General features: G+C 36.5%; 5 protein-coding genes. 3 read left to right on the forward strand and 2 right to left on the reverse strand.

The window, feature by feature from the left end:
* Positions 1-107 precede the first annotated feature (107 nt).
* Positions 108-1,043, forward strand: a complete 936-nt coding sequence (gene repM / locus F902_RS21670) for a replication initiation protein RepM (protein WP_005207315.1) — start codon at positions 108-110, stop codon at positions 1,041-1,043.
* A gap of 254 nt (positions 1,044-1,297) precedes the next feature.
* Here the strand turns inward: repM and F902_RS21675 are convergent, their stop codons facing one another.
* Together F902_RS21675 and F902_RS21680 are read right to left on the reverse strand one after the other, a co-directional pair.
* Positions 1,298-1,780 (reverse strand): hypothetical protein, encoded by a 483-nt coding sequence (locus tag F902_RS21675; protein ID WP_005207317.1) that lies wholly within the window; start codon positions 1,778-1,780, stop codon positions 1,298-1,300.
* A gap of 93 nt (positions 1,781-1,873) precedes the next feature.
* A complete protein-coding gene (locus F902_RS21680) occupies positions 1,874-3,169 on the reverse strand; it encodes a MobA/MobL family protein (RefSeq protein ID WP_005207325.1) in 1,296 nt (431 codons plus the stop codon).
* Positions 3,170-3,339: 170 nt separating this feature from the next.
* Here F902_RS21680 and F902_RS21685 point away from each other — a divergent pair, with 170 nt between their 5' ends.
* Together F902_RS21685 and F902_RS21690 are read left to right on the forward strand one after the other, a co-directional pair.
* Entirely contained in the window at positions 3,340-3,795 is a 456-nt protein-coding gene (locus F902_RS21685) for a conjugal transfer protein TraD (protein ID WP_005207327.1), read from the forward strand.
* A gap of 145 nt (positions 3,796-3,940) precedes the next feature.
* Positions 3,941-4,396 (forward strand): hypothetical protein, encoded by a 456-nt coding sequence (locus F902_RS21690; RefSeq protein WP_005207329.1) that lies wholly within the window; start codon positions 3,941-3,943, stop codon positions 4,394-4,396.
* Positions 4,397-4,765: the final 369 nt, after the last annotated feature.

Genomic DNA, 4,765 nt, shown 5'->3' on the forward strand with positions numbered 1-4,765 from the left:
TGTCATAACGACACAAATAGTTTGTCATAACGACACAAATAGTTTGCATAACGACACACAGTGTAATAGCGTGTCGTTATGCACAAAATATAAAAAGTGTCTTTAATATGAAAAACGGATTAGTAGTGAAAGATAATGCTTTGATGAATGCCAGTTACAACCTAGAAGTGACTGAACAGCGTTTAATACTTCTAGCCATTATCAATGCAAGAGAAACGCATCAAGGTATTACGTCAGACAGTAAGCTAGAAATTCATGCAAATGACTATGCCAGTCAATTCCATGTAACAAAAGAAGCTGCATACAAGGCATTAAAAACCGCTGTAAATAACTTATTTGAACGTCAGTTCTCATTTAAAGAAGAAACAAAAAAGGGGATTGGTATTGTTAGATCACGGTGGGTTAGCCGTATTAAATATATTGATGATTCTGCCATATTAGAAATTACTTTTGCGCCTGATGTTGTTCCTTTGATTACACGGCTCGAAAAACATTTTACAAGCTATCAAATTCAGCAAGTTACACAACTCACAGGTAAGTATGCGATACGCCTATATGAACTGCTTATTGCTTGGCGTGAGGTAGGTAAAGTACCCCAAATAGAACTTTCAGAATTCAGGGCGAAATTAGGTGTTGAGGATGATGAATATAAGGCAATGAATCACTTTAAAAGCCGTGTATTAGAGCCGTCAATTAAGCAAATCAATCAACATACAGACATTACTGTTAGCTATCAGCAACACAAGAAAGGACGTACAATTACTGGGTTTTCGTTCAAATTTAAGCAAAAATCACAGCCAAAACTTGAGATTAAACTAAATCCAAATACAAGCAATTTATTTACTAAAATGACCGATTTACAGCGTATTAAATTCGGCTCTAAACTAGCCTATGATGCACGAATACAAAGCGAATATAGCCATTTAATAGGTACTGGAAACTATGAGAAATTTGGACAGCTTTTAGCTGAGATGTTAGCAGAAGAGAAATATTTTCAAGAGTTTTTCCCTTTGCTCCTAGAGCATGGATTTAATAATCAATAAAATCAGTTTATTATAAACTTTAATTTGCAATTAAGTTAATTTGGTTTACTATAGTAAACAAGGAATGCAAGAGTATGTAATCAATCTTCCGCAAATTGAGATTGAGTTACCCGTCGGGCGAACTGAAAAGCGGTAATCAGTTGGCAGTGGTAGATTAGTAAATCTAATCTAGTTTCTGAACCTTTAAAGCTAAAGAAACACTACGGCTGCTAGTTCCTTAGATGTAAAAAAGAGCGTATATACGCTCTTTTTTTTCATATCGGGTTTGGTAATCTTCTTACAGAACCTACAACTACTCCGGCCATAGTCTTCCCTAAATGCAACGTCACTATAGAATAATAACCCTTTCTCCATTCAAGAATTATTGTCCCAGTAGATGATCTTAATACAGCTAATCGTTTTCCATTATTAGGGTCATAACTTTCAGACTCAATAATTTGTGTACCTGGCTGAAGTATTCTATTTACCAATAATGGAATTTCTTCAATTTTGGTACATAGCCGTTTTACCCTAAAGCATGCTTGGTGCTGTTTCCATATATGAATACACCCAAATCCCTTATGGTTATGACGATGCGTCCCCCATTTCAAAATAATATAACCAGTTGGATAATCATGAATACCATCAACATAACCAAAATATCTATTATTAGTCAGAGGATTCTCTAAAAAATCCTCTACCTTGAGAGATTTATCATTAAAAAGTACGGGGTTTTGTTGATTCTTTTGGGTAGACAAATGAATAATTCCATTCTAATTTCAAATATATATAAGATTATTTACAAGAATTATTCTTGTATGCGATATTGAACATTAAGTATAAAAATAATTCTACATATCTATTTCAAAATCCTCACCTTTTGATTTTTCTTTTTGTTGCGCTCGTTCCTGTTGCTTTTGCTGTTGTCTAAGCTGTTCCAGTGCCTTTAAAAACTCTTGGGATTTGGCATATTTCTGATTTAATTCAGGGTGGTTTTTCTCAATATGATTAATCACCGCTTCACGCCCAAAGCGTTGGTCATAAAGGCGTTGTGTCTTTTTCTCGGTCTTAGTATGGTCGTGTAGATGATGAATTTCACGATATTCTCTGACTAGGTTCTCACGCTTTTCTTCCCAATCCTTTTTCCCAAAGAACATTGGCTTATTTTTATCGAGTTCCTCAATTCTGGTTCGGATGTCAGCACCTTGTTTTTGGTACTCTTTCAGCTCACTTTTGGTCGTATTTTCAATATATTGAGTTCTATATTTTTCAAATAGTGCCTTATATTCAGAGGTAGTTGTATTGGCTTCCTCTATTTTTTGATTAACAATTTCTCGCTTTTGCTCATCCGTTAAAGGCTTCGGCTTTTCCTGTTGCTGTTCTTGGTCTAAGTTCGCAAGGTGTTTAGGTAAATAATTAATATGTGTTTGAAAAGTCTGAGTAGCTTCCCGATATTCAAGCACCAAATCCTTAAACTCTTGGTTTTGGCTACCTTTCCACCCTAAATGTTTTTCAGGGGTTCGCTCAATGCCTTGATCGGCAAGACTGCGATGATCGACCCGATCTGCATGTCCGTATTCTTCTAAATAGGCATTTTGAAGATCGGCAAAGCGTTCACGCAATTCTACAAGCTCGGTTTTGCGCTGTTCTGCGGTTTTAGCGGTATTGGACTTCTGACAACCGCCACGTTCAGGTTTTTTACTGTTATAGCGTTTAAAAAATTGGTCAGGACTGCGCTCAATACCATCCTGTAAGCGTTCGCTATACATAATATGGGCATGGGGTTGTTCTCCGCCCTCTATGCTTGCCTTTGGGGTATGAATCGCCCATGTATAGGCGTGTTGCTCGCCTAGCTCTTGTTCAACAAAGGTTTGAACCAACTCTTTACGCTGTTGTGGTGTCAGTTCTCTAGGAAGTGCAATTTCAATTTCACGGTAGGTACTACCATTTTTACGCTCAAATTCATCGGCACATTGCCAAAATATATTAGGATTGTCTTGTGCCCATTCAGGCATATTTCCATGTTCAACGGCTTCTAATTTTTCTTTATTTTTAAGTTTGTATTCTCCCTCTCGCTCAATGTATTCAGCATGAGCAGCAGCCTTACCTTTTGCGCCAACCTTGACCGATAAATGATAACTTGCCATTTCCGCTTTTGCCTTTGATTTTGCTGTGGGGAGTACAGAGGGTTTACCCTTTGTCGTGCTTAGGTTTCTATTCGAAGAATAGAAACTACTAAGTGCGCATTCTGAATTTTAGCACAGATCGGAATTCATGCTACACTCGAATAAATAATGATGCTTTTTGCGGTATTTGTATGACAATAAAATTGGAATTACCTGACGGACATTTGAATTTTTTAAAGGCACTTTCACGCCCAACCGACTATCAAAAATTGCTGATCGAACTCTATGAAAAAACAAATCGAACAACGATTGAAGATAAAAAACTGTCGGCTTTGATTCGGACAGAAAAAGCCAACATTCGAGCCAACAAAGCCAAAAAAGAGATGCAGAACCTACTCAATGCAGAAAAAACCAAGGAAAAGGCTTTAGAACGTAAGGCGAGAACCAAGCGATTAATCGAATTAGGCGCATTATTTGACATTGCCAATCTTGGTCATCATGACCCTGCCACGTTGGTCGGCATGTTAAGCAACGTTAAAATCGCATCAGATGACCCAAAATGGACGAATTGGCACAAACAAGGGGTTTCCATACTCCAAGAGCGAAAACAGGCTAAAAACGCAAAAGTGAGCGATTTAGACACCTAAATTTAATCCAATTCAGAAAAATCAGTAATCAGAGAGGGGAAATAAGCAATTTATCGCTATGCCGCTCACACTCCGTTCGCTTTGGATTTTTCTTTTTGATTCTAATAGGTTTTATACTTGCTGAAATTTTAGGAGTTAAAGATTAATGTTAATTGGTTTAATTGTTGCAGGTATTATTCTGTATTTAATAATTTCATCTTATTTAAAAAAATCAAAAGATGCAGATGAAAAAACTTTAAGACCGATGTCTGAATGGGTAATTCTTGCAAACAGTGGTACTAAAGGGCATCGGGAAAAAATGTCTTATAGCTTAATTGTTCAAGCAGGAACAATTTTAGAACAGCAGAATGTATTGCCAAATAAAGCATTAAGAAATTTAATGATTTCAAAACCTGAGCTATGTAAATCAAATTTTGTATTATTCATTATGGAATCTGCATCTAATCTTGGTTCAGAACAGTTTGATTTTTTAAAAAACTCTTATAAAACAGAACAAGCTAGAGTCCATTTAGCACAATGTATTGGTTTGATTTTACATCATGGTAGTGAGTCTGCTTTAGCACAAATAGCTCTTGCTGCTTGCTCAGATCCAATTGATTAAATAACCGAGCGAGTGTCTACGAGCGATTGAGCATAATAAAAATTTTGCACTTGCCTTTTCCCTGATTACAAGCTCCCTTTAGATTTTAAGCGGTAAGTACAGAGCATCCCGAATGGGTGCGAACGGAAAGGTTTTTGCTTTTCAAAAAGCATGAGCATAGCGAATGCATTATTAATGCTTTTGACTTTGCTTTTGCTCTTGAAAAGACACGAGCGAAGCGAGTGCCATAGCCTTTGATTTTAATATTTTGGGCTTTTAATAATATTTTAAGCTTTTAAATGCTTTTAGGAGGTTTGAAACTATTGCCATTACGTTGTTACAGCTGTCATAACGACACAAATAGTTTGTCATAACGACACAAATAGTTTG

Source organism: Acinetobacter higginsii, assembly GCF_000369525.1.
Taxonomy (GTDB): Bacteria; Pseudomonadota; Gammaproteobacteria; order Pseudomonadales; family Moraxellaceae; genus Acinetobacter; species Acinetobacter higginsii.